General features: G+C 60.8%; 21 protein-coding genes. 10 read left to right on the top strand and 11 right to left on the bottom strand.

From position 1 onward, the window contains the following. Nucleotides 1–185 precede the first annotated feature (185 nt). The 3 genes from AC193Q_RS20645 to AC193Q_RS20635 form a co-directional block, all read right to left on the bottom strand. Nucleotides 186–956, bottom strand: a complete 771-nt coding sequence (locus AC193Q_RS20645) for a MetQ/NlpA family ABC transporter substrate-binding protein (RefSeq protein WP_121182927.1) — start codon at nucleotides 954–956, stop codon at nucleotides 186–188. A 78-nt stretch (nucleotides 957–1,034) separates the two neighbouring features. Further along, nucleotides 1,035–1,709 (bottom strand): methionine ABC transporter permease, encoded by a 675-nt coding sequence (locus tag AC193Q_RS20640; protein ID WP_041073706.1) that lies wholly within the window; start codon nucleotides 1,707–1,709, stop codon nucleotides 1,035–1,037. After that, nucleotides 1,709–2,716: a methionine ABC transporter ATP-binding protein gene (locus tag AC193Q_RS20635; RefSeq protein ID WP_095667904.1), complete on the bottom strand. Its 1,008-nt coding sequence runs from the start codon at nucleotides 2,714–2,716 to the stop codon at nucleotides 1,709–1,711. Before AC193Q_RS20635 ends, AC193Q_RS20640 begins: the two co-directional genes overlap by 1 nt. A gap of 260 nt (nucleotides 2,717–2,976) precedes the next feature. Here AC193Q_RS20635 and katE point away from each other — a divergent pair, with 260 nt between their 5' ends. Next, on the top strand, nucleotides 2,977–5,118 hold the full coding sequence (gene katE / locus AC193Q_RS20630) for a catalase HPII (protein ID WP_047297463.1): 2,142 nt from the start codon (nucleotides 2,977–2,979) through the stop codon (nucleotides 5,116–5,118). 76 nt (nucleotides 5,119–5,194) lie between these two features. Here katE and AC193Q_RS20625 read toward each other — a convergent pair whose 3' ends face one another. From AC193Q_RS20625 to AC193Q_RS20610, 4 genes are read right to left on the bottom strand one after another with little or no spacing between them, the layout of a single operon-like run. Further along, on the bottom strand, nucleotides 5,195–5,908 hold the full coding sequence (locus AC193Q_RS20625; RefSeq protein WP_121182925.1) for a PA5502 family lipoprotein: 714 nt from the start codon (nucleotides 5,906–5,908) through the stop codon (nucleotides 5,195–5,197). Between the two features lie 37 nt (nucleotides 5,909–5,945). Next, on the bottom strand, nucleotides 5,946–6,734 hold the full coding sequence (gene znuB, locus AC193Q_RS20620) for a zinc ABC transporter permease subunit ZnuB (protein WP_041073699.1): 789 nt from the start codon (nucleotides 6,732–6,734) through the stop codon (nucleotides 5,946–5,948). After that, the gene (znuC, locus tag AC193Q_RS20615) at nucleotides 6,727–7,512 is read right to left on the bottom strand and encodes a zinc ABC transporter ATP-binding protein ZnuC (protein WP_041073697.1); all 786 of its coding nucleotides are present in this window, start codon (nucleotides 7,510–7,512) and stop codon (nucleotides 6,727–6,729) included. The genes znuB and znuC overlap by 8 nt, the downstream gene beginning before the upstream one ends. Continuing rightward, nucleotides 7,512–7,994 carry a Fur family transcriptional regulator gene (locus AC193Q_RS20610; protein ID WP_041073695.1) on the bottom strand — a complete coding sequence of 161 codons (483 nt, stop codon included), beginning with the start codon at nucleotides 7,992–7,994 and terminating at the stop codon, nucleotides 7,512–7,514. Before AC193Q_RS20610 ends, znuC begins: the two co-directional genes overlap by 1 nt. Before the next feature lie 66 nt (nucleotides 7,995–8,060). On the opposite strand from AC193Q_RS20610, the gene AC193Q_RS20605 reads away from it, so the two are divergent. Then, a complete protein-coding gene (locus AC193Q_RS20605) occupies nucleotides 8,061–8,981 on the top strand; it encodes a zinc ABC transporter substrate-binding protein ZnuA (RefSeq protein ID WP_121187684.1) in 921 nt (306 codons plus the stop codon). 84 nt (nucleotides 8,982–9,065) lie between these two features. Here the strand turns inward: AC193Q_RS20605 and AC193Q_RS20600 are convergent, their stop codons facing one another. Together AC193Q_RS20600 and AC193Q_RS20595 are read right to left on the bottom strand one after the other, a co-directional pair. Then, nucleotides 9,066–10,019 carry a homoserine kinase gene (locus AC193Q_RS20600; protein WP_121182924.1) on the bottom strand — a complete coding sequence of 318 codons (954 nt, stop codon included), beginning with the start codon at nucleotides 10,017–10,019 and terminating at the stop codon, nucleotides 9,066–9,068. Nucleotides 10,020–10,081: 62 nt separating this feature from the next. After that, nucleotides 10,082–10,378: a DUF2782 domain-containing protein gene (locus AC193Q_RS20595; protein WP_041073689.1), complete on the bottom strand. Its 297-nt coding sequence runs from the start codon at nucleotides 10,376–10,378 to the stop codon at nucleotides 10,082–10,084. A gap of 74 nt (nucleotides 10,379–10,452) precedes the next feature. On the opposite strand from AC193Q_RS20595, the gene polA reads away from it, so the two are divergent. Next, the gene (polA, locus tag AC193Q_RS20590) at nucleotides 10,453–13,257 is read left to right on the top strand and encodes a DNA polymerase I (RefSeq protein WP_121182922.1); all 2,805 of its coding nucleotides are present in this window, start codon (nucleotides 10,453–10,455) and stop codon (nucleotides 13,255–13,257) included. Between the two features lie 412 nt (nucleotides 13,258–13,669). Here the strand turns inward: polA and yihA are convergent, their stop codons facing one another. After that, entirely contained in the window at nucleotides 13,670–14,314 is a 645-nt protein-coding gene (gene yihA / locus AC193Q_RS20585; RefSeq protein WP_047297458.1) for a ribosome biogenesis GTP-binding protein YihA/YsxC, read from the bottom strand. Nucleotides 14,315–14,505: 191 nt separating this feature from the next. Between yihA and AC193Q_RS20580 the strand changes: the two genes are divergently transcribed. The 7 genes from AC193Q_RS20580 (at nucleotide 14,506) to AC193Q_RS20550 (ending at nucleotide 21,824) form a co-directional block, all read left to right on the top strand. Further along, on the top strand, nucleotides 14,506–14,811 hold the full coding sequence (locus tag AC193Q_RS20580; RefSeq protein WP_047297457.1) for a c-type cytochrome: 306 nt from the start codon (nucleotides 14,506–14,508) through the stop codon (nucleotides 14,809–14,811). Nucleotides 14,812–14,843: 32 nt separating this feature from the next. Then, a complete protein-coding gene (locus AC193Q_RS20575; protein ID WP_047297456.1) occupies nucleotides 14,844–15,455 on the top strand; it encodes a c-type cytochrome in 612 nt (203 codons plus the stop codon). 200 nt (nucleotides 15,456–15,655) lie between these two features. Continuing rightward, nucleotides 15,656–16,297, top strand: a complete 642-nt coding sequence (locus tag AC193Q_RS20570; RefSeq protein WP_007962741.1) for a thiol:disulfide interchange protein DsbA/DsbL — start codon at nucleotides 15,656–15,658, stop codon at nucleotides 16,295–16,297. 14 nt (nucleotides 16,298–16,311) lie between these two features. Then, complete coding sequence (locus AC193Q_RS20565; protein ID WP_047297455.1) at nucleotides 16,312–17,190, top strand: endonuclease/exonuclease/phosphatase family protein; 879 nt, start codon at nucleotides 16,312–16,314, stop codon at nucleotides 17,188–17,190. Then, the gene (locus AC193Q_RS20560) at nucleotides 17,187–19,253 is read left to right on the top strand and encodes a diguanylate cyclase (protein WP_121182920.1); all 2,067 of its coding nucleotides are present in this window, start codon (nucleotides 17,187–17,189) and stop codon (nucleotides 19,251–19,253) included. The genes AC193Q_RS20565 and AC193Q_RS20560 overlap by 4 nt, the downstream gene beginning before the upstream one ends. Nucleotides 19,254–19,354: 101 nt before the next feature. Beyond that, nucleotides 19,355–20,134, top strand: coding sequence for an N-acetylmuramoyl-L-alanine amidase (locus AC193Q_RS20555; RefSeq protein WP_483878730.1), 780 nt, complete (start codon nucleotides 19,355–19,357; stop codon nucleotides 20,132–20,134). 76 nt (nucleotides 20,135–20,210) lie between these two features. Then, the gene (locus AC193Q_RS20550) at nucleotides 20,211–21,824 is read left to right on the top strand and encodes an EAL domain-containing protein (protein WP_179295003.1); all 1,614 of its coding nucleotides are present in this window, start codon (nucleotides 20,211–20,213) and stop codon (nucleotides 21,822–21,824) included. Here AC193Q_RS20550 and AC193Q_RS20545 read toward each other — a convergent pair. Beyond that, on the bottom strand, nucleotides 21,821–23,611 hold the full coding sequence (locus tag AC193Q_RS20545) for a KinB sensor domain-containing domain (protein ID WP_041073672.1): 1,791 nt from the start codon (nucleotides 23,609–23,611) through the stop codon (nucleotides 21,821–21,823). The genes AC193Q_RS20550 and AC193Q_RS20545 overlap by 4 nt on opposite strands. Nucleotides 23,612–23,616 lie beyond the last annotated feature (5 nt).

Here is a 23,616-nt window from a genome sequence, read left to right as displayed (position 1 = left end):
TACCTGCAGGGGTAAACATTTCTCTGTAGGAGCTGCCGAAGGCTGCGATCTTTTGCTCTGATCTTCAACAGCAAGATCAAAAGATCGCAGCCTCGTTCCACTCGACAGCTCCTACAGGGGAATTTGCCCCATAAAAAAGGCGATCCCGAGGGATCGCCTTTTTATTGCGCCTGTCCGGTCCTTTATCAGAACGCCGGCAATACCGCGCCTTTGTACTTCTCGGTGATGAATTTCTTCACTTCCGGGCTGTGCAGCGCAGCGGCCAGTTTCTGCATCGCGTCGCTGTCCTTGTTGTCCGCACGGGACACCAGGATGTTCACGTACGGCGAGTCGTTGCCTTCGATCACCAGCGCGTCCTTGGACGGATCGAGCTTGGCTTCCAGCGCGTAGTTGGTGTTGATCAGCGCCAGATCGACCTGGGTCAGCACGCGCGGGATGGTCGCGGCTTCCAGTTCACGGATTTTCAGGTCTTTCGAGTTCTGCGCGATGTCTTTCGGGGTCGACAGAATGTTGGTCGGATCTTTCAGGGTGATCAGGCCAGCCTTGGCCAGCAGCAACAGCGCACGGCCGCCGTTGGTGGCGTCGTTCGGAATCACCACGTTGGCGCCGCTTGGCAGGTCCTTCAGATCCTTGATCTTGTTCGAGTACGCGCCCAGCGGCTCCAGGTGCACGCCGGTCACCGCCACCAGGCTGGTGCCCTTGGCCTTGTTGAACTCATCGAGGTACGGCTGGTGCTGGAAGAAGTTGGCGTCCAGGCGCTTTTCGGCCACCTGTACGTTCGGCTGAATGTAGTCGGTGAAGACCTTGACCTTCAGATCCACGCCTTCCTTGGCCAGGGCCGGCTTCACGAACTCGAGGATTTCCGCGTGCGGCACCGGGGTGGCGGCAACGGTCAGGGTTTCAGCGTGGGCCGAAAAAGCGGCTACGGCAGCGAAAGCAGCGATCAGTTTTTTCATTCAGCTAACTCCTTTTCAAAGCGCCCGTGTGGCGCCTGCCAGCGAATGGCCGGCTCATCTCTTGATTACAAAAACCGGTTATTTGCGCGAGAAATGCACAACCAGACGGTCGCCCACCATTTGCAGCACTTGTACCAGAATCAGCAGCAACACCACGGTGACGATCATCACGTCAGTCTGGAAACGCTGGTAGCCGAAACGGATCGCCAGGTCACCCAGACCACCGGCGCCGACCACACCGGCCATCGCCGTGTAGGACACCAGAGTAATCGCAGTCACCGTAATCGCGGCGAAGATGCCTGGACGGGCCTCAGGCAGCAAGGCGTTCATGATGATCTGCCGGGTGGTCGCACCCATCGATTGAGTGGCTTCGATGATGCCGCGATCGACTTCACGCAGCGCGGTTTCCACCAGACGCGCGAAGAACGGCGTCGCACCCACCACCAGCGGCGGAATCGCACCGGCCACGCCCAGCGAAGTGCCGGTGATCAGCACGGTGAACGGAATCATCACGATCAGCAGAATGATGAACGGCAGCGAACGCAGGATGTTCACCGCCAACGACATGAAGGCGTAGAAGCCACGGTTTTCCAGCAACTGACGCGGGCTGCAGAGGAACAGCAGCACGCCCAGCGGCAGGCCGAGCAATACGGTGAACAGCAGCGAACCACCGAGCATCAGCAGGGTGTCGCCCGTGGCCAGCCAGATTTCCAGCCAATCGATGTTTTCGAAGAAAGCCTTGAGCATTTCCATTAACGCAGCACCTCCATATGAACGTCAGCGGCGGTGAAGCGGGCAAAGGCCGCCTCCATGTCGCCACCGGTGACGGCGAGGGTCAACTGCCCGTACGGAATGTCTTTGATGCGGTCGATGCGACCGGCAAGGATGCTGTAGTCGACCCCGGTTTCCCGGGCAACGGTACCGAGCAACGGCGCGTAGGTCGCTTCGCCCTGGAAGGTCAGACGCACGATGCGACCCGGCACATGAGCGAAGTCATCGCGCTGTTCGCTTTCGTCGATCTGCTCGCTTTCCTGCACGAAACGCTTGGTGGTCGGGTGCTGCGGATGCAGGAACACATCGGCCACCGAACCTTGCTCGACGATCACCCCGGCGTCCATCACCGCGACCTGATCGCAGACGCGACGGATCACGTCCATCTCGTGGGTGATCAGGACGATGGTCAGTTTCAGCTCACGGTTGATCTCGGCCAGCAGTTGCAGGACCGAGGCGGTGGTCTGCGGGTCGAGGGCGCTGGTGGCCTCGTCGCACAGCAGAATCTTCGGCTTGGTCGCCAGGGCGCGGGCGATGCCGACGCGCTGTTTCTGGCCGCCGGACAGCTGCGCCGGGTATTTCCTGGCGTGATCGGACAGACCGACCCGCGCCAGCAATTCGGCGACGCGCTGATTGATCTCGCTGCTCGACAGTTCGCCGGCCAGGGTCAGCGGCAGCGCGACGTTGTCGGCCACGGTCTTGGAGGCAAGCAGGTTGAAGTGCTGGAAGATCATCCCGACTTGCTGGCGGAAACGGCGCAGGCCGTTGGCGTCCAGCGCGGTGACTTCTTCGCCGTCGACGATGATCTTGCCGCCGCTGGAGTCTTCCAGGCGATTGATCAGACGCAGCAGGGTACTTTTTCCCGCACCGGAATGGCCGATCAGGCCGAAGACCTGACCGTTTTCAATCGAAAGACTGGTCGGGTGCAGGGCGGGGATGTCCTTACCGGCGACGCGGTAAGTTTTGTGGACGTTTTGAAACTCGATCACGTAGCGAACCTTGTGGGGCGCGTTAGAAAAGGATCAGCGGTTAGCCGGGCGCGCATTTTAGCCTGTCCGTATAGAGGTTCTTAGCATTTATTTCGCAATTAACCTTCGATTTGGCAATAACAAGATCAAAGGTCATAAAAAAGGAACGCCCGTTCCTGCTCATTGGTCACTAGTTAAGCGACTTGAAACCCTGGGTAACCGTGCCCGGAAACGCTCAAGAGTCCCCGTTGAAACGGGGTCAACCGAGGAGTTTACGTCTGATGAGCAGCAAGAAACCTACCACCGACAAAAGCCAGCTGGCCGGAACCGATACCAAGGATCGCGCCAACACCAACGCCAAACTCGACAGCCTGGAGAAGTTTCGCTCCGACGCTACCGGCCAGGCCCTGCGCACCAATCAGGGGGTGAAGGTCGCCGATAACCAGAACACCCTCAAGGCCGGCCCGCGGGGGCCGTCGTTGCTGGAAGACTTCATCATGCGTGAGAAAATCACGCACTTTGACCATGAACGCATTCCGGAGCGCATCGTCCATGCCCGCGGCACCGGCGCGCATGGTTTCTTTCAGGCCTACGAGAACCATTCGACGCTGACCAAGGCCGGTTTCCTGCAGGACCCAGGGAAAAAGACGCCGGTGTTCGTGCGCTTTTCCACGGTGCAGGGACCACGCGGCTCCGGCGATACTGTGCGTGACGTGCGCGGTTTCGCGGTGAAGTTCTTCACCGACGAGGGCAACTTCGACCTGGTCGGCAACAACATGCCGGTGTTCTTCATTCAGGACGCGATCAAGTTTCCCGACTTCGTCCACGCGGTGAAGCCCGAGCCGCACAATGAGATCCCCACCGGCGGTTCGGCCCACGACACCTTCTGGGACTTCGTTTCGCTGGTGCCGGAATCGGCGCACATGGTGATCTGGGCCATGTCTGACCGGGCAATCCCGAAAAGCCTGCGCAGCATGCAGGGCTTTGGCGTGCACACCTTCCGCCTGGTCAACGCCGAGGGCAAATCACGCTTCGTCAAATTCCACTGGCGCCCGACCGCCGGCACCTGTTCGCTGGTGTGGGACGAGGCGCAGAAGCTCGCCGGTAAAGACACCGACTATCACCGTCGCGATCTGTGGGAAGCCATCGAGATGGGCGACTATCCGGAGTGGGAGCTGGGCGTGCAGATCATCGAGGAGGAAAACGAACACGACTTCGATTTCGACATCCTCGACCCGACCAAGCTGATCCCCGAAGAAATCGTGCCGATCACCCCGCTGGGCAAGATGACCCTGAACCGCAACCCGGACAACTTCTTCGCCGAGACCGAGCAGGTCGCGTTTTGCCCGGGCCACATCGTGCCGGGAATCGACTTCTCCAACGATCCATTGCTGCAAGGTCGGCTGTTTTCCTACACCGATACGCAAATCAGCCGACTGGGTGGGCCGAACTTTCATGAGCTGCCGATCAACCGCCCGGTGGCGCCGTTCCACAACGGCCAGCGCGACGCGCAGCACCGCACGGTGATCGACAAGGGTCGCGCTTCCTATGAGCCGAACTCGATTGATGGCGGCTGGCCGAAAGAAACCCCGCCAGCCGCGCAGGACGGCGGCTTCGAGAGCTACCCGGAACGCATCGACGCGAACAAGATCCGTCAGCGCAGCGAGTCGTTCAGCGATCACTTCTCGCAGGCGCGGCTGTTCTTCAACAGCATGAGTGAGCACGAGAAGGAGCACATCATTGCCGCCTACAGCTTCGAGCTGGGCAAGGTCGAACGCGAGTTCATCCGTGCACGGCAGGTGAACGAAATTCTCGCCAACATTGACCTGGAATTGGCCAAGCGCGTGGCGGCCAACCTCGGGTTACCGGCGCCGAGCAAAGGCACGGTCGAGGTGCGCAAGACTTCGTTCGATCATTCCCCGGCGCTGAGCCAGGCCAATCTGCTGCCAGAGGACATCAAAACTCGGAAAGTAGCGATTCTTGCCGCTAACGGCGTCGATGGTGCGGCGATTGATGCGATGAAAAAGGCTTTGGCGGCTGAAGGCGCACACGCCAAGCTGCTCGGCCCGACTTCGGCACCGGTGAAGACTGCCGACGGCAAAGCCCTGGCGGTGGACGCATCGATGGAAGGCATGCCTTCAGTGATCTTCGATGCGGTGTTCGTGCCCGGTGGCGCGGCGTCGATCAAGGCGTTGAGTGGCGACGGTGTGGCGTTGCATTACCTGCTGGAAGCGTACAAGCACCTGAAGGCGATTGCGCTGCACGGCGATGCCAAGCAATTGCAGGATCTGCTGAAGCTGGAGGCGGATGCAGGGTTGCTGCAGGGCAAGGATGTGCCGGGATTGACCAAGCCGTTCTTTGCGGCGATCGGGCAGCATCGGGTCTGGGCGCGGGAGTCTAAGGCCAAGGCCATTCCAGCCTAAAGCAAAAGATCGCAGCCTTCGGCAGCTCCTACAGGGTTTACTTGCACCTGTAGGAGCTACCGGAGGCTGCGATCTTTTAGGGTTTGGCTGGAATCAAGACCATCTGCGCCGGCACGGTGCGCAGGATCTGCTTTTCAATCTTCAGCTCGAAATCCGGATTCAATTTCTTCACACGTTTTTTCAGTAACGTCGCCAGCCAAGGGTAATCCTGGGTCCGCGGCGCCTGAATGCTGACAGCGCACTCATAATTCACCACATCGGCGGCGATCGCATCCAGTTGCCGGCGAAGTTTGCGGCTATCGGTGATGTTCAACGCCACCGTGGTGCTTTCGGCAGTCGGATCAATGACCTTGGCTTTCGGTTTGGCTTCGGCCGCCAGCAGCGCCGCTTCGGCTTTTTCCAGCTCGGCTTTGCGGGCTTCGGTGATGGCGCCATTGACGCCACCGGTCAGTGCCGGGGCTTTGGGCATCAGAGCACGGGCGCGGCTCAGCGCGGTGGCTGCCGCATTCACATCACCTTTCTGCAATACGATCTGGCTGCGGCGCAGGTAGGCCTCGGCCAACTGGCGCTGGTACTGCTCAAGGGACTGATCGTTGGGGTTCTGTGCCTGCAAGGCGGCCAATTGGTCTTCGGCGGTGGCCAGTTCGCTGCTGGCCAGGCTTTGCTCCAGCTGTGCGATGGCCGTGGCCCGCGCGTCGGGGGCTTCGGCCACCGGCGGCGTGCTTTGGCAGGCGCCCAGCAGCACGGAAAATGCGACAAGGAGCAGATAACGGGAGGCGAACGGCTTCATTCCTGCGACTCTCTAATTGCGCAAAAAGCGAGCAAGTCTACACCCCTCGACGGGGCAGAACAAAACTCAGCAGAAACAGTGCGGCCGCTGTCACAACGATCGACGGTCCCGCCGGGGTGTCCTTGAACCATGACAGCGCCAGCCCGCCACACACCGCGAGCATGCCCAGCAGGCTCGCGCCCAGCGCCATCTGCTCCGGCGAGCGGGCGTGACGCTGTGCCGCAGCAGCCGGGATGATCAGCAGCGAAGTAATCAGCAACACACCAACGATTTTCATCGCCACCGCGATCACCACCGCAATCAACAGCATCAGCGCCATGCGCAGGCCCGCTACCGGCAGACCTTCGACCTTGGCCAATTCTTCATGCACGGTGATCGCCAGCAGCGGTCGCCACAGCGTCACCAACAACACCAGCACTGCCGCGCTGCCGCCGAGGATCCACGCCAGGTCGGTCGGACTGATCGCCAGCAGGTCGCCGAACAGATAGGCCATCAGGTCGATCCGCACTTCATGCATGAAGCTTAGTACCACCAGGCCGAGAGAGAGCGTGCTCGGTGCAAGAATCCCCAACAGCGTGTCGGAGGCCAGTGGTTGACGCTGCTGCAAGGTCACCAGCAACACCGCCAGCAGCAGGCAGCCGACCGTCACCGCGACCGTCGGACTGACATCCAGCAGAAAGCCCAAAGCCACGCCGAGCAGCGCGGCGTGGGACAGGGTGTCGCCGAAATAGGCCATGCGCCGCCAGACCACAAACGAACCAAGCGGCCCGGCGACCACCGCCAGTGCCAGACCTGCAAGCAGGGCATACAACAGAAAATCAGCCATGCTTGCAGTGGTCTCCGTGAACGTGGGTGTGGCCCGCACCGGGCGCCTTGACCACCGAACCGTGCAGGTCATGGGCGTGGTCGTGATGGTGGTGATAGATCGCCAGACTCGGCGCATTCTTGCCGAACAGCTCGACGAACGCCGGATCGCCGCTGACTTGCTCAGGATGCCCCGAGCAGCAGACGTGGCGATTCAGGCACACCACCTGATCGGTGGTGCTCATGACAAGGTGCAAATCGTGGGACACCATCAGCACGCCGCAGCCGTGACGGTCACGCAGGCGGGTGATCAGGCTGTACAGCTCGGCTTGCCCGGCGACATCGACGCCTTGCACTGGCTCGTCCAGCACCAGCAACTCCGGCTCACGCAGCAGCGCCCGGGCCAGCAACACACGTTGCATCTCGCCACCGGAAACACTTTGCACCGGGCTGTCGATGACGTGTTCGGCACCGACTTCTTTCAGCGCCGCCAATGCACGCGGGCGGTCTACACCGGGCACCAGGCGCAGGAAGCGCAACACTGACAGCGGCAAGGTCGGGTCAACATGCAGCTTTTGCGGCATATAGCCAACGCGCAGTTTCGGCTTGCGCCAGACGCTGCCGCTGTCCGGCTTCAGCAGCCCGAGTACGGCGCGCACGAGGGTGGTCTTGCCGGCGCCGTTGGGGCCGATCAGGGTGACGATCTGCCCCGGCTCGACGCTCAGCTCGATGTTGTCGAGCACGGTCTGCCCGGCAAACGTGACAGCAACGTGCTGAAGACGGATCAACGGGTTGCTCATCAAGCCCCCTGGCAACCGGCGCACAGGCCGACCACTTCAACGGTCTGCGCTTCGACAATGAATCCGACGTCTTTGGCGCTGTGGATAATCGCGTCGCTGATGGCTTTCTGTTCCAGCTCGATCGCGGCGTGGCACTCGCGGCAGATCAGGAACTGGCCCTGATGCGCATGCTCCGGATGCACACAGCCAACGAAGGCGTTGAGTGAAGAGATGCGGTGCACCAGGCCGTTTTCCAGCAGGAAATCCAGCGCGCGGTAAACGGTTGGCGGCGCGGCGCGACGGCCGTCCTGTTCGCTCAGTACCGCAAGAATGTCGTAGGCGCCCAGCGGCTTGTGGCTCTGCCATACCAGTTCCAGCACACGCCGGCGCAGCGCAGTCAGGCGCAGGCCTTTCTGGGCGCACAAGGTATCGGCCTCGGTCAGTGCGCTGTGCACGCAATGAGAGTGGTCGTGGGGACGGCTGGCAATCGGTGTAATAGGCATGGGCGGCGACGAGTTTTGATAGAGACGTTATTATGTTACCCGTTCTCGCCTCCTTGAGTGGTCATCGTGTCCCGACTTTTTTCTGTTTTTGTGGCTTTTGTCGCCAGTTTTCTGCTGATCGGTTCGGCTCAGGCCGAGGTCAAGGTTCTCACCAGCATCAAACCGTTGCAGTTGATCGCTGCAGCGGTCCAGGACGGTGTGGCCATCCCGGAAGTGCTGCTGCCGCCGGGTGCTTCGCCGCATAATTACGCACTACGCCCGTCCGACGTGCGCAAGGTGCAATCGGTGGACCTTTTGTACTGGATCGGCCCGGATATGGAAGGTTTCCTGCCGCGTGTGCTCAGCGGTCGAACGCTGCCAAGCGTGGCCGTGCAGGATCTGCCGGGCATGAAACTGCGCCGCTTCGCCGAAGACAGCCACTCCCACGCCGAAGACGCCGACGAGCATGATCACGATCATCGTCCGGGTACGCTGGACGCGCATTTGTGGCTATCGCCGGTCAACGCCCGAGTCATTGCCGGGAAAATGGCTGCCGACCTCTGCGCTGCCGATCCGGCCAACGCCGAACGCTATCAGCGCAACGCCAAGGCCTTCGATGAGCGTCTCGATGCGTTGGACGCGCGGCTGAAGCAGCGTCTGGCCAGCGTTGAAGGCAAGCCGTATTTCGTGTTCCACGAAGCCTTCGACTATTTCGAAGATGCTTACGGCCTGAAACACACTGGCGTGTTCAGCGTGGCCGCCGAAGTGCAACCGGGCGCGCAACATGTCGCCGCGATGCGCAAGCGTCTGCAGGAAGTGGGCAAGACCTGTGTGTTCAGCGAACCGCCACTGCGTCCACGCCTGGCAGAAACCCTGGTGGCGGGCCTGCCGGTGAAGCTGGCGGAACTGGATGCGCTGGGCGGTTATACACCGGCGACGGCTCAAGGGTATGAGCAGGTGCTGGAGAGGCTGGGCAACGATTTGGCCGGCTGCCTGGAATCGTTGTAACCCCAAAGAAAAAGATCGCAGCCTTCGGCAGCTCCTACATGGTGATCCCCTGTAGGAGCTGCCGAAGGCTGCGATCTTTTGATCTTAAAGAGCGAAGGGTAGCGGCGTATGCACCTGCTGCCGCTGCGCCAACCGCAACTCAAATTCCCGCGGATCGTGAATCAGCACGTCCTGCCCGGCAAACTGCTCGGCGGCGATCAACCGCGACAGCCAGAACCGCACACAGGCCACGCGCAGCATGGTCGGCCAGAGTTCAGCTTCAGCGGCAGTGAACGGACGCAGCGCCGCATAGGCGCCGAGGAATGCGCGGGCGCGCGGCCCGTCAATCAAGCCTTCCTCGTCCGAACACCAGTCATTCAACGCGATCGCCACGTCGTAGAGCATCGGCCCCGAGCAGGCGTTGTAAAAGTCGATCAACCCGGTCAGGTGCGTGCCTTCGAACATCGCGTTATCGCGGAACAGGTCGGCGTGAATGTTGGCCCGTGGCAGCGCGAGAATTTTGTCTTTCTGCACGGTGATTTCATCCAGCGCCTTGTGCAGCAGCGCACGCGGCTCGTCGCTCAAGTGCGAGAGAAACTCGTTGCCCTCGTCCAGCATCCAGTCCAGGCCACGATCGGTCTTGCGCTTGATCATGCGCTCGCCCTGGGTCGCCAGGTGCAGATGCGCCTGCAACTCGCCGACCTGCGCGCAATGCTGGGCGTTGGCGACCTTGATGTGTTTGCCGGACAGCCGTGGTTGCAGCAGCGCCGGCTTGCCCTTGAGCTCACGCAACGCCACGCCGTCAGTGGTGCGCAGCGCGTAAGGCACCGGCAGATCAGCCTCGTGCAACACGTCGAGCAGGTCGATGAAGAACGGCATTTCCTGCACCGGGCCACGTTCGACCAGGGTCAGGACGAATTCGCCCTGCTCCAGACTGATAAAGAAGTTGGTGTTTTCGCTGCCGGCGGCGATCCCCTGGAAATCAAGCAGACGGCCAAGCCCGTAAGGGGCAAGAAAGGTTTCCAGCTCTGGCCGAGCCAGGGGGGTGAACACAGACATGGTTAAAAACTGCTCAGTTCGGGCGCCGCGATCAAGCGGCGCCGATTAAAAAGTCAGGAATCTTACTTCCAGGTAAAGATTTCCCACGACGGAATCAGCATATCCGGCTGGTCGGAACGGATGTAGTTCACGTCCGAACCATCGGCGCGCACCAGGAAATACGGTTTGCCGCCCTTCGGCGTGACCTTGATCGCATAAACGAAGCCACTGCGGCTGTATTCCTGAATGACCTTGTCGCCCTCGGTGTGCGTGTTAATGGTAACTTCCGGCTCCTTCGACGGCGCATCATCCGCCGCCATCGCGGCCAATGGTGAGACAGCAATCAAACCGACCAGCAGCAAGCGATTTAACGTACGCATGATAACCTTGTCCCTTTGTCGTCAACGGTCCCGCTATTCTAGCGCCGGGCCCGCCGAAAAGGTTGATTCTGCTCATGAGCCAAGCCCCCCTCGTCCTGGTGGACGGTTCGTCTTACCTGTACCGCGCTTTCCATGCACTGCCACCGCTGACCACCTCCAAAGGCCTGCCGACCGGTGCGGTCAAAGGTGTGCTGAACATGCTCAAGAGTCTGCGCAAGCAGTATCCGGACAGCCCGTTCGCCGTGGTTTTCGATGCCAAGGGCGGGACGTTTCGCGATGAGATGTACGCCGAGTACAAAGCCAACCGCCCCAGCATGCCCGACGACATGCGCGTGCAGATCGAGCCGCTGCACCAGAGCGTGATTGCTCTCGGCTTCCCGCTGTTGTGCGTGGAGGGTGTCGAGGCAGACGACGTGATCGGCACCCTGGCCCGCAGCAGCGCGGCAGCCGCTCGCCCGGTGATCATTTCCACCGGCGACAAGGACATGGCGCAATTGGTCGACGGCCACATTACCTTGGTCAACACCATGTCCGGTAGCTCGATGGACGTTGAGGGCGTAAAGGAGAAATTCGGCGTCGCTCCGGAGCAGATCATCGATTATCTGGCGCTGATGGGCGATTCTTCCGACAACATCCCGGGCGTTCCCGGCATCGGCCCGAAGACCGCGTCCGGCCTGCTGGTCGGCGTTAACGGCGGCCTCACCGAGCTTTATGCAAACCTCGACATCGTGCCGACCTTGCCGATTCGCGGGGCCAAGACCCTGCCGGCCAAGCTTGAAGAGCACAAGGAGATGGCCTTCCTCTCCTATCAGCTGGCAACGATCAAGGTCGACGTACCGCTGGATATTGGCCTCGATGATCTGCAAATGGGCCCGGAAGACCCGGCCAAGCTCTACGAGCTGTACACCCTGCTGGAATTCAAGAGCTGGCTGAATGACCTCGATCGCGACGCCAAGCGCCAGGAGCTGAGCGCGACCGCCGAGCCTGCGCCGGCGGGCGATCTGTTCAGCGCGACGACAGTCGAAGCGCCCGTCGCCCCCGCTGAAGCCGCGTATGAAACCATCCTCGATCAGGCGCGATTCGACGTCTGGCTGGAGAAACTGAACAACGCCAAGCTTTTCGCCTTCGACACCGAAACCACAGGCATCGACGCGCAACAGGCGCAACTGGTCGGCCTGTCGTTCGCGGTGCAGGCCAACGAAGCGGCGTACATCCCGCTGACCCATTCCTACATCGGCGTACCCGAGCAACTGGATCGCGACACTGTGCTGCGCGCGCTGAAGCCGATCCTGGAAGACCCGAACAAACTCAAGGTCGGCCAGCACGCCAAGTTCGACATGAACATTCTGGCCAACTGCGCCATTGGCGGCGATCAGAGCCAAGGCATCAATGTGCGCGGGATTGCCTTCGACACCATGCTTGAGTCCTACGTACTCAACTCCACCGCCACTCGCCACGACATGGACAGCCTTGCGCAGAAGTACCTGGATCACACCACTGTGAGTTTTCAGGACATCGCCGGCAAAGGCGCCAAACAGCTGACCTTTGACCAGATCGCTCTGGAGCAGGCCGGCCCGTATGCCGCCGAAGACGCCGACATCACCCTGCGTCTGCACCAGACCCTGTTTGAAAAACTCAGCGCGATCCCGAGCCTGGCCAGCGTGCTGACCGACATCGAAATCCCGCTGGTACCGGTGCTGGCGCGGATCGAGCGTCAGGGCGCGTTCGTCGACGCCGAACTGCTCGGCATCCAGAGCATCGAGCTGGGCAACAAGATGGTCGCACTGGAGCGCGAAGCGTTCGAGATCGCCGGGGAAGAGTTCAACCTCGGCTCGCCGAAGCAGTTGGGCGTGATCCTCTACGAAAAACTCGGCCTGCCGGTTTTGAAGAAAACCGCCAAGGGCCAACCATCGACCGCCGAGGAAGTGCTGGCGAAACTCGCCGAAGACGATCATCGACTGCCGAAAGTGCTGATGGAGCATCGCTCCATGAGCAAGCTGAAAAGCACCTATACCGACCGCCTGCCGGAGCAGATCAACCCGCGCACCGGACGTATCCACACGTCGTACCATCAGGCTGTAGCGTCCACCGGGCGCTTGTCTTCCAGCGATCCGAACCTGCAGAACATTCCGGTGCGCACCGCGGAAGGCCGCCGCATTCGCCAGGCGTTCGTCGCGCCGAAAGGCTACAAGTTGCTGGCGGCGGACTATTCGCAAATCGAACTGCGGATCATGGCCCACTTGTCCAAGGACGAAGGCCTGATGAACGCCTTCCGCAACAATCTGGACGTGCACACCGCCACCGCTGCCGAAGTGTTCAAGGTCGAGCTCAACGAAGTGACCTCCGACCAGCGCCGAGGTGCCAAGGCGATCAACTTCGGCCTGATCTATGGCATGGGCGCGCAGAAGCTCGGCAAGGACATCGGCGTCGACACCAAGACCGCCAAGGCCTACATCGACACCTACTTTGCCCGCTACCCCGGTGTGCGCGAATACATGGAGCGCACCCGTAAGCAGGCGGCGGATCAGGGTTACGTCGAGACCTTCTTCGGTCGACGCCTGTACCTGCCGGAAATCAACTCGAACAAGCCGCAGGAACGCGCCGCCGCCGAACGCACGGCGATCAATGCGCCGATGCAAGGCACCGCCGCCGACATCATCAAGAAAGCCATGGTGGCGGTGGATAACTGGCTGACAGCGTCCGGGCTGGACGCCAAGGTCATCCTGCAGGTACACGACGAACTGGTGCTGGAGGTTCGCGAGGATCTGGTTGAGCAGGTGAGTCAGGAGATCCGCCTGCATATGAGCGAAGCGGCGAAACTGGACGTACCGTTGCTGGTGGAAGTCGGCGTCGGCAACAACTGGGATGAGGCGCACTAAGGCGTCTGGACCGGGCGTTTGCCGCGACACACTGTCGCGGCAAACGCCCGAAATGGCCTTATTTCGAATCGCGCTTGGGGTTATTCCAAAGCTTTTTGAAAAAAATCTGAACTAATCTGACAACTCACTACTCAGAGATACTGAATGGCTGGTGAAGCCCTTCGATGCTCCTATGTTGTGTTAAGTGTTGGCAGATATCTGAACCCCGCCCTAGCGGTTCGGAACTTAAACCCCGGAACTTCTCCCTCCCCATATGAAGTCCGGGGCTTTTTTTGCCCCAAAATCGGCTGTAGCGCGGTCATGCTGCGTTAAAAGCGTTACTAAAAATGCTCATTTAGGTCCCCTAAACTCCGCTTTTTAGTAACGCTTTTGCCTTGCCTGACCGCACTACAACCAATTTTCCACAATCCGATTATTCAGCTGGTACTTCAGCGCCCTTGTCTGCCAGTTCCATCCAGCCTGCCAACACAGTGTAGGCCTCTTCCAGGCCCATGCGTTTGGGCGCGGAGAACAGCTGGATCGTCACCAGATCCCCCCAGCCCTTGCGGATTTCCGACTGCACCTTGAGCAGCGTGTTCTTGGCGGCGCCGTAGGTCAGCTTGTCGGCCTTGGTCAGCAGAATGTGCATCGGCATGCCGGCGGCGACGGCCCAGTCGAGCATCAACAGGTCGAAGTCGGTCATTGGATGACGGATGTCCATCATCAGAATCAAACCCTTCAAACTCTCGCGGCCACCGAGGTACGCCTCGAGGTGACGCTGCCAGTGTTGCTTGAGCGGGATCGGTACTTTTGCATAACCGTAGCCCGGCAGGTCGACCAGACGCCGTTCATCGTCTAGCTTGAAGAAGTTCAACAGCTGTGTGCGACCTGGGGTTTTCGAGGTGCGCGCCAGGCTGGCGTGAGTCAGGGTGTTCAGCGCGCTGGATTTACCGGCGTTGGAACGACCGGCGAACGCCACTTCGAAGCCTTCGTCGTCAGGGCATTGATCGACTTTGGCGGCACTGAGCATGAACGTGGACTGTTGGCACAGGCCGAGGATGGGATTCTTGAGTTGCATGGGATTTCCGATGTGGGCGGCGCCGGGATTGGGCGCGGAACGCGGTGTCGCTTCCGTTTCAGTGACGCCAGTATATAATGCCGCAGATTTTGTGTGTGCTTTGTCCCAGCGAAGGATGAAGTTCACGAGAGCCAAAGACCTTGATTGCGCATCAGAACGCAGAACGCTCTCAACCCTGAAAAGGTCGTTTTATGACGAAATGGCTGCTGGCTGCCGGAGTCCTGATACCGCTTTACGGCGCACAGGCTACACAGGAACCGGAAGCCGTGTACAACCGTGTTTGTGGTGCCTGTCATTCCGGCCAACTACCCATGGCGCCCGAAAGAGGCGATCAGGCAGCTTGGACGCCGAGGTTGGCGAAAGGTATGGAGACGCTGGTGCAACACGTGACCCAGGGTTTCAAGGCGATGCCGCCGCGTGGTTTGTGCATGGACTGCAGTGCCGAGGATTACCAGGCCATCATCCTTTGGATGAGCGAGAGTAAACCCGGTCCATAACTCTTAACCCTTAGCCGTAGTTGGATTAGCTGATGAACAAATTGATCGTGAGTCTGCTGTTGACCGTGGGAATATCCGGCATCGCCCATGCTGCAGGTGATGCAGCAGCCGGCCAGGCAAAAGCTGCCGTGTGCGGAGCCTGCCATGGCCCGGACGGGAACAGCATGGCACCCAACTTCCCGAAACTGGCCGGTCAAGGTGAACGCTACCTCGACAAGCAGTTGCACGACATCAAGTCGGGCAAACGCCAGGTTCTGGAAATGACCGGTCTGCTGACCAACCTGAGCGATCAGGACCTGGCCGATATCGCCGCTTACTTTGCCAGTCAGAAGGGCAGCGTCGGCGCCGCCGATCCAAAAATCGTCGCCCGTGGTGAAGCCCTGTTCCGTGGCGGCAACCTGGACAAAGGCCTGCCAGCCTGCACCGGCTGCCACTCGCCGAAGGGTGCCGGCAATGCCGCCGCCGGCTTCCCGCACCTGGGAGGCCAACACGCTCAATACGTCGCCAAACAGCTGACCGACTTCCGCAAGGAAGAAGGCGGTCGCGCCAACGACGGCGATTCCATGCCGATGCGCACCATCGCACGCAAACTCAGCGACGAAGACATTGCTGCGGTCGCCAGCTACATTCAGGGCCTGCACTAACCGCCCTGCATCGAGCGTTACCGGTGATGGACATCTCCTGCAACGTTAACGCTCGATTAATCCGTCGCAGCAAGTATAAAAAGGGTGGCTTTGGCCGCCCTTTTTTGTGGCCGCTACCGTTACACTACAGAACTCATGCCCGCCAGGATCTGTCTGAAAACAGGTCGCGCGAGGCGACCAAAATTGTCCAGGAGTAAAGCATGCGTAATCTGATCATCAGCGCCGCTCTCGTCGCTGCCAGCCTTTTCGGCGTGACCGCCCAGGCCGCCGAAGCACCCGCTGCCCCTTATGTCGAACTGGCCAACCCGGTGCCGGTGGCAGAGCCTGGCAAGATCGAAGTCGTGGAGCTGTTCTGGTACGGCTGCCCGCATTGCTACGCGTTCGAGCCGGTGATCAATCCCTGGGTTGAAAAACTGCCGTCCGATGTCAACTTCGTACGCATTCCTGCCATGTTCGGTGGCCCGTGGGATGCTCACGGTCAAATGTTCCTGACCCTGGAAGCAATGGGCGTCGAGCACAAGGTTCACGCTGCGGTATTCAATGCGATCCAGAAAGAACACAAGAAGCTGACCGACAAGAACGACATGGCTGACTTCCTCGCCACACAAGGCGTGGACAAGGACAAGTTCCTCGCCACCTTTGACTCGTTCGCGATCAAAGGGCAGATCGTCAAGGCGCGTGAGCTGGCCAAGAAATATGAAATCACTGGCGTGCCAACCATGATCGTCAACGGCAAATACCGCTTCGACATCGGCTCTGCCGGTGGTGCGGAAGAAGCCTTGAAGCTGGCTGATCAACTGGTCGCCAAAGAGCGAGCGGCCAACAAGGCAGCTGCCAACTAAGCGCGGTCATTGCCATGCGCCGCTGGGGCACCGAACGCATCGTTGGCCTGCATGATCCGCAGGTCAACGAGCATCACCTGGAGTCCACGGGCCTGCCCGCAGACCATCGTCTGCGCTTGCTCAGCTTCAACATCCAGGTCGGCATCAGCACCGAACGCTATCGGCATTACCTGACCCGCAGCTGGCAGCACCTGCTGCCGCACACGGGGCGCTCAGGCAATCTGCAGAAGATCGGCGACCTGCTTGGCGACTTCGACCTGGTCGCCCTGCAGGAAGCCGATGGCGGCAGCCTGCGCTCAGGCTACGTCAATCAGGTCGAACACCTGGCCCACCTCGGCGCCTTCCCTTACTGGTATCAACAACTCAATCGCAACCTCGGCCGGCTGGCCCAGCACAGCAATGGCGTGCTCAGTCGACTGAAACCGTGGGCGATCGAAGACCATCCGCTGCCGGGCCCGAAAGGTCGCGGCGCAATCCTGCTGCGCTTTGGCGAAGGCCCGGAAGCGCTGGTGGTGGTGATGATGCACCTGGCCCTCGGCGCCCGGGTGCGCAGCCTGCAACTGGCCTACATTCGGGACCTGATCGGTGGCTACAAGCACCAGGTATTGATGGGCGACATGAACACCCATGCCAGCGATCTGCTACAACAGTCACCGTTACGCGATCTCGGCCTGCTGGCCCCGCAGATGCAAGCCACGTTTCCCAGCTGGCGGCCGCAACGTTGCCTGGATCATATTTTGCTCAGCCCGACCCTGACTCTGGAAAAGGTCGAAGTGCTGGCCCAACCCATTTCCGATCACCTGCCGGTCGCGGTAGAGATTCGTCTGCCGGGTTCGCTCACGGCCGATGCATTGCCCGCGTTGAGTCCTGCCCCTCGCGGAACCCCTGAATGAGCGACGACGCCCAGCGCTGGAAAGAGAAGTACCTCAAAAGTATCGAACAGCAGGACAAGCTCGAACGGCGCTGGGCCGCCCGTCTCGACTTGCTGCGCCGCGGTCTGGTACGCAGTACGCTGGCCGCTGAAGGCACCGACAAGGTCGTTGATCAGTGCATGAAAGAGATGCGCGACGTGGTGCGCACCGACGACATGGATGCTGGTCTCGCCGCCCTGCTGCCGCGCCTGGAGAAAGCCGTACTCGACTCCGAGCAGCGCCGCGAAACCCGCATTGATCAGGTCAGCACCGCGTTGACCGCACTGGTTACCCAACTGCAAGCGTTGCCACTGCCGCGGGAAGTCGCCCAGCCGCTGAAGAAATTCGCCAAGCAACTGGACAGTCGGGTCGGCCAGGCGCGGGAAATGCCGCTGCTGCTGAGCGAACTCAGCGGTTTGCAGGGCAAAGCGTTGAGCCAGCTGGAAACCCCACCCGCGCCAGAACGCCCGGGCCTTCTGCAACGCCTGTTTGGCAATCGCGAAGCCGAAGAAACGCCAGGGACGCAGGGCCCGGAGCAACCTCAAGCGCCTGCGCCAATACCAGCGCCGCCATCAGCCAACACTGAACCTGATGTCGAGCCCGCACAGACGCCAACAGGCGAACCGACTCCGGCACCGGTCAGCGCCGCGCCTCTATTGCAACCGGCAGAGGCAAGCCCTCAACAGGCACCTGCAGCGCAACCGCAGGCCGACTCGTCCGTGGTGTCATTTGTGCCGCCGGTCATTGCCATCGAGACGGCGCCCGAACCACTGCCTGAACTCAAACCGCCCCTCGAACCTCTGGCCCCGCCGCTTGCGCCACCAGCCTTCATAGCGGCGATCAACCCTGACGAGTTGATCCACCCGGGCGACGCCCCGGCCCCCTTGCTCCTCGACAGCCTGCCCCTGCCTGCCCCGATTGCCCAAGCCTTGGCTGCCATCGATCCGGAGCAGCCCGAGCAAGACATTCTTTACGCCCTGCCCGATTCGCCGGAGCCTTCCTACAGCTCGGTGGCCAAACACATCGAAGACACGCTGATCGGGCTGCTCGACGATCTGACCTTGCCAGAGCGCCATCGCCCGCAAGCCGAGGCCATGCGTGATCGCTTGAAAAATGGCCTGAACTGGTACGAACTCCTGCCCATTCTCGACGACCTTGCCACCTTGATGCTGGCAATCACCGACAGCGGCCAACACGAGTTCGAAGCCTATCTGCAGCGGCTCAACGAACGCCTCGAAGCATTCCAGAGCAATTTGCAGGCCGCCAGCGAGGGCCATGCCGACAACAGCTCGGCAGCCCGGGCGATGGACACGCAGATTCGCGAGCAAGTCGACGGCTTGCAGACCAGCGTGCAGGAAGCGGCCGATCTGGATGATCTCAAGCGAGTGCTGGAGAACCATCTCGAAGGCCTGCTCGGTACCATGGACCAGCATCAGCAACAACGCGATGCCCGCGAGCAGGAAGTGGCAGCACGTCTCAAAGGCCTGGCCGAACGTGTGGCGCACATGGAGCAGGAAGCCCTGGGCTTTCGCGAACATCTGGAAGAACAGCGACAGAAAGCCCTGATTGACCCGTTGACCGGCCTGCCCAACCGCGCTGCCTGGAGCGAACGGCTGGAACACGAGATCAGGCAATGGCAACAACACGGCAACACCTTGAGCCTGGCGATGCTCGACCTCGATCATTTCAAGCGCATCAACGACAACTACGGCCATCTGGCGGGCGACAAGGTATTGAAAATCATCGCCACGGTGCTGCGCAAACGTCTGCGTGGGGCGGATTTCATTGCTCGTTTCGGCGGAGAGGAATTCGTTCTGCTGCTGCCAGCCACCACGCCGACCGTCGGCGCCAAATTGCTGGAAACCCTGCGAGCGGCCATCGAAGCGTGCCCGTTTCACTTCAAGGGTGAACGGGTGACGATCACCATTTCCATGGGACTGGCGTCGTTCAAGCCGGGAGAACACAGCGATCTGGTGCTTAAAAGAGCCGATCAGGCGCTGTACCGGGCGAAAAACGGCGGACGGAACCGAGTCGAACTGGGCTGAGCAAGTTGTTCCATTTTGTTTAAATCGGCCCGTCAGGCGTCGATAGGCAAGGCAGTACGTTACACTGTTGCATTATTGTCTTGCGTGTACTGCCTTCTGCCATGAAATTTTTCGCCCTCCTCGCGTCGCTGCTCGTTCTGGCCGGTTGTGCCAGCGGCCCGCGTTATGACACCAGCCACCCTTCGGCCAATCACGACAGCCGCGTGCAGTTCGTGATCGTGCACTACACCTCCGCTTCCCTCGCCCGCTCGCTGCAACTGCTGACCCACGGCGAAGTCAGCAGCCACTATCTGATCGGCGACGACAAAGGCGGTACCATCTACAAACTGATGGATGAAAACCAGCGCGCCTGGCACGCCGGCGAGAGCCAGTGGCAGGGCCGTACCTGGCTAAACTCCAGCTCGATCGGCATCGAAATCGTCAATCCGGGCTTCAAGGACACGCCGACCGGGCGCCTCTGGTACCCGTACAGCGAAGCGCAGATTCAATCGCTTATCGTCCTGCTCAAGGACATCAGCCAGCGCCAGGGCATCAGCCCGCGCCATATCATTGGCCACAGCGACATCGCGCCCCTGCGCAAACTCGACCCGGGTCCCTTGTTCCCATGGAAACGCCTGGCCGCCGAAGGCCTGGGCGTATGGCCCAACGAACAAGCGGTAGCGCGGCAGCAAGTGCAGTTCAACGCCGAACTGCCAAGCATCAGCTGGTTCCAGGAACAACTGGCGCGCGTCGGTTACGACACCCCGCAGACCGGCGAGCTGGACGTAGCGACCCGCCATGTCCTGGCAGCGTTCCAGATGCACTTTCGCCCTTCACGCTTCGACGGTACACCGGACGCACAAACGGCAGCGTTGTTGCAGGTCCTCAATCAGACAAAATAATGACGCCCGCCCGACGGTCAGGGCGAAAACGAAATCAGCAGCTATAACTCATTGGTAATTCTTCGGATATTCCATGATGGTTGCTACCCGAGCGACGCTGCGTAGCTGGTTTTATCGCCCGTGGTTTTTGGCGATGATCGCGGCTGTCTTCAGTGTTGCATTGCTGATAGCCGGCGGAATGTTCGTCGCCATGCGCCAGATTGAACAGAACGAAAGCCAGGAAATGAACACCCAGGGCGAGCGTTTTCTGGCACGCCTTGAGCAGCTGTTCGGGCAATTGCGCGAAAGTCTCGATGACCTCGAAGCGCAGCCGCTACGCAGTTGCGATGAGGAAATGATCGCCACCCTGCAACAGGTCACCTTCAACTATCGCTTCGTCTATGAAGCGGCCTACATGGATGGTGCGCGGATATGCTCCAACCGGCCCCGTCAGGAAGGACTGTCGGTGGTTCGCGCACCGGATATCAAAGGACCGACCTACAGTTACTGGCTCAACACCACCACCGAACCGGATGAAAACCGCGCGGCACTGATGCTCGGGCGCGGCAATTTTCGCGTGGCGACATCACGCGGGCATTTGACCGACATGGTCGATCTGCCGCCGGACAGCAGCCTGCTGGTGGTGCTGGACCACGGCAAACGGGCGATTCCGGTGCTGGGCACCGCGCAGACGTGGCCACCAACCGAAGCGTGGCCACCCAAAAGCCGCGCGCCCCTGCAAGTCACCCAGTCACGGCTGATCTACCGCATGCCAACCAACAATCCGGAATACCAGTTGGTGCTGATCACCCCGCGCAGCGGCATGCATATTCCCAGCGTCTGGTGGTGGATGGTGCCGATCTGCCTGCTGCTGGGGGCGTTTGTCGGATTCTTTGTGTTTTTGCTGGTGCGCCAGCGCCAGTCACTGGACGCCGAACTCCAGGGCGCTATTCGACGTGGCGAGCTGCAAGTGTTGTATCAGCCGATCTTCGATCTCGATAGCCGCAATTGCGTAGGCGCCGAAGCCCTGCTGCGCTGGCGTCGCCCGGACGGCACGCTGACCAGTCCCGACCTGTTCATTCCATTGGCGGAAAACACCGGGCAGATCCGGCAGATGACAGACTTTGTCCTGCAACGGCTGCTGGAACAACTGGGACCGGTGCTGCGCGCCAATCCGCAGCTGTACATTTCGGTCAACCTCGCCGCCTGCGACGTGATGGTGCCGCGCATCGGCCAGGTCATGGCCAGGCTGCTGACGCTGCACCGGGTCGCCGCGCGACAGATAGCCTTTGAAGTCACCGAGCGCGGACTGATCGACGTGGTGGTGGCGCGGGAGAACCTGCAAGCCTTGCGCGATGTAGGCCATCAAGTGCTGATCGATGACTTCGGTACCGGTTATTGCAGCCTCGCCTACCTGCAGACGCTGCCAGTGGATTGCCTGAAGATCGACAAGGCCTTCATCGACGCGCTCGGCCATGATGCGGCCAGCAGCGGCGTTGCGCCGCACATCATTCACATGGCGCAGGCTCTGGAGTTGAAAGTGATTGCCGAAGGCATCGAGCACGAAGCGCAAGCCGTGTTTCTCAGCAGTGAGGGGGTCAAGTTCGGTCAGGGCTGGCTGTTTGCCCAAGCCCTGAGTGCGGTGCAGTTCATCGAACTGATCACCCGGGGACGGCGCCTCACCGGGCGCCGGCTGGACGACGAAGCCTAGACCGCCAGCGCCATGTAGAACTGCGTGCCCTGCCCCGGCCGCGAATAGACGCCCATCCGCCCGCCATGCAGCTGGACGATTTCCTTGCACAGCGCCAGACCCAGCCCGGCGCCACCCTTCTTGCGCCCGACCTGCACAAACGGCTCGAAAATCCGCCCCTGCTGACCGTAGGCAATGCCTTCGCCGTTGTCTTCGACGCTGATGATCACCCGTTCGCCATGCCGCCGCGCCTGCAGACGAATCTGGCCGTCGCGGGCGGTATGGCGCAGAGCGTTGTCGATCAGGTTGTCGAGTACCCGCTCAAGCTGTGCCTGATCGGCCTGCAGACGCGGCAACGGCCCTTGCACTTCGACGCTCAGGGCAATGCCTTTGCCCGCAGCGCAATCGGCGAAGCGCGACTGCGCCTGCTCCAGCAAATCTTCGATGGAGCACGGCGCCAGAGTGAGTTTCTGCAAGCCGTTCTGATAGCGCGAGAAGTTGAGCAAGTCGTTGATCAACTGCATCAAGCGCTGCATCTCTTCGTTGACCGTGTCGAGCAGGTCCGCCTCGCGTGACTCCGGGGGGAACTTCGCACGTTCGCGAAACAGGCCGAACGCCATGTGCATGCCGGTGACCGGCGTACGCAACTCATGGGAGGCGCGCAGCACGAACTCGCTGCGCACGCGCTCGAAGGCGCGTTGCTCGGTGACATCGTGCAGCACCATCACCGCACCCAGAATATGCCCCTGGATGTGACTGACCGGGGTCAAACTGTAGGTCAGCAAGCGCGATTCGCCATCGACCTCGATGCTCAAATCTTCCGGGGCGCGCTCAAGGGTACCGCCGCGCAGCACCAGTTGCAGTTGCGCGTCGAGCTCCGGGCGCTCGAGCGCAGTGCCCAGGCCTTGGCCGAGACGGTCACTGTCCCAACCCAACTGACGCTGAGCCACTGGATTGAGGTGTTCCAGATGCCCTTCACGGTCGATCATCAACAAGCCGTCGTCGATGCTGTCGAGCACCGCCTGCAGGCGTTGCTGACCGGCCAGCAATTCGTCGACGTTGGTCGCCTGATGCTCGCGCAGCGCCTCGGCCATCAGCCCGAAGCGCTTGGTCAACTGGTTCATTTCCATCGCCGAGGAAATCGGCAGCGTCACTTCGAAATTGCCTTGGCCGATGTTGTCCGCCGCCTTGGCCAGCGCCTCGATGGGCGCGCCAAAACGCCGGGCAATGGCGTGCGCGGTGACGAAGCCGATAATCAGCACCGCCAATCCCACCAGCCCGAGCAGACCGGAAACCAGCAGTGCCCTTTCCCGGGCGTCATGCTGCACTGCGTTGATGTTGTCCAGTGCGTGCTTGTGCTCGGTAATCAAACCGTTGCGCAAGGTGTTGAAGCGTTCCCTGAGGTCGCTGTTACCACTGAGCACATTGCCCGGATCACGCGACATCTCGAACGCCTGGAGAAAACTCAGGTAGTCAGCCTTGGCCTGGGTAAACCCGTACTGTCGGCCATCGCCCTCTGCCTCCTGCGAAATGCCTTCATCCAGCAATTGCAGGTAATGCTGCTTTGACGCTTCGAACGCGACGGGGTCGGGCTTTTCGGCCAGCATCAGCACCAGTTGATCGCCGAGGGTCTGGCGCAGTTTGAGCCCCAGGTCGAGGGTCACGAAGTTGCTGCGGATCGTTGCTTCCTGAGTACCGGCCATCTGCATCACGCTGACCAGCCCGAGCAACAGCCCGAGCAAGGCGACCGTGATCAGCGCAGAGATGCTCAGAAACAAGCGAGTGCGCAACTTCATCGCCAGTTTCATCGTCG

This window comes from Pseudomonas sp. F2 (genome assembly GCF_057174385.1).
The sequence above is the reverse complement of the archived record's forward strand: the minus strand, read 5'-3'. Positions and strand labels throughout refer to the sequence as shown.